The sequence below is a fragment of the Streptomyces alkaliphilus genome, from assembly GCF_014141535.1.
Classification (GTDB): Bacteria; Actinomycetota; Actinomycetes; order Streptomycetales; family Streptomycetaceae; genus Streptomyces; species Streptomyces alkaliphilus.
In genome coordinates this window covers 1-1,269 of sequence record NZ_VKHT01001236.1, presented here as the reverse complement: position 1 = coordinate 1,269, position 1,269 = coordinate 1, and the positions used below count along the sequence as shown (strand labels likewise).

Sequence of the window (1,269 nt, the reverse complement as noted above, 5' to 3'; positions counted from 1 at the left end):
GTCGTGGGCGGGGCCGGTGGGACCCCCGTCCCCGGGGGGACGGTGATCGGTGACGCCGTTGTCGTGCCGTTCGCTCTCCCCGCCCATGGGAACCGAATCCTTCCGCCGTTCGGGCCGGCGCGACGTTCCGATGTCGCGCGGCCCTTCGAGGATGGTGCGCCCGGCGGGCTTTGGCTACGCGACGCGCCCGGTGTCGCCCTCCCCGCGATCCCCGTTCCCGGGGCCGGGGCCGCCGCCCATCCGGTCCGCGTCCCGCGCCAGCGCCGTGAGCCGGGAGATGGCCCGGAAGTACTTCTTGCGGTAGCCGCCGGCCAGCATCTCCGGGGAGAAGAGCCGGTCGAAGGGGACGCCGGAGGCCAGCACCGGTATCTCCCGGTCGTAGAGCCGATCCGCGAGCACGACCAGGCGCAGGGCCGTGGACTGGTCGGGCACCGCGCCCACGCCGGTGAGGCAGACGGCGGTGACGCCGTCGCACAGCGCCCCGTACCGGCTGGGGTGCACCCGGCCCAGGTGGGCCAGCAGGTCGGGGAAGGTGTCCAGGGAGGCGCCGGGGGTCTCGGCCGCGGCCCGCTCCACCGCCTCGTCGCCCGCCGGGGCCGGGGCCGCGGGCAGCCCCCGGTGGCGGTAGTCCTCGCCGTCGATGCGCAGCGGGCGGAAGTGCGCGGCCAGGCCCTGGATCTCGCGCAGGAAGTCGGCGGCGGCGAAGCGGCCCTCGCCCAGCCGGTCGGGCAGTGTGTTGGAGGTGGCGGCCAGGGCCACCCCGCGCTCGACGAGGCGGGAGAGCAGGCTGGAGACCAGCACGGTGTCACCGGGGTCGTCGAGCTCGAACTCGTCGATGCACAGCAGGCGGTGCCCCGCCAGGGTCTCCACGGTGCGCTGGAAGCCCAGCGCGCCCACCAGGTTGGTCAATTCCACGAAGGTGCCGAAGGCCTTGCGTTCGGCGGGCGCCGGGGTGGCGTGCCACAGCGAGGCCAGCAGGTGGGTCTTGCCCACGCCGTACCCGCCGTCGAGATAGACGCCGCGCGGGCCGTCGCCGCCGGAGTCACGGGAACGACGCCGGAACAGGCCGCGCAGACCGCCCGGGGCCGGGTCGGCCTCCCCGGGGCGACCGGCGAACTCCTCCAGCACCCGCACCGCCTCCCGCTGGCTCGGCTGCCCGGGGTCCGGGATGTAGGTGGCGAAGCGCACCGCGTCGAAGCGCGGCGGGGGCACCATCTCGGCGACCAGCCGCTCGGCGGGGACCCGCGGGGCGCGGGCGCACAGCGAGGC

At 76.1% G+C, this 1,269-nt stretch carries 1 protein-coding gene; it reads right to left on the bottom strand.

Features of this window, described 5'->3' with window-relative positions; genetic code table 11:
• Positions 1-174: 174 nt before the first annotated feature.
• A partial coding sequence (zapE, locus tag FNQ90_RS23665; RefSeq protein ID WP_228471553.1) for a cell division protein ZapE occupies positions 175-1,269 on the bottom strand: 1,095 nt, incomplete at its 5' end.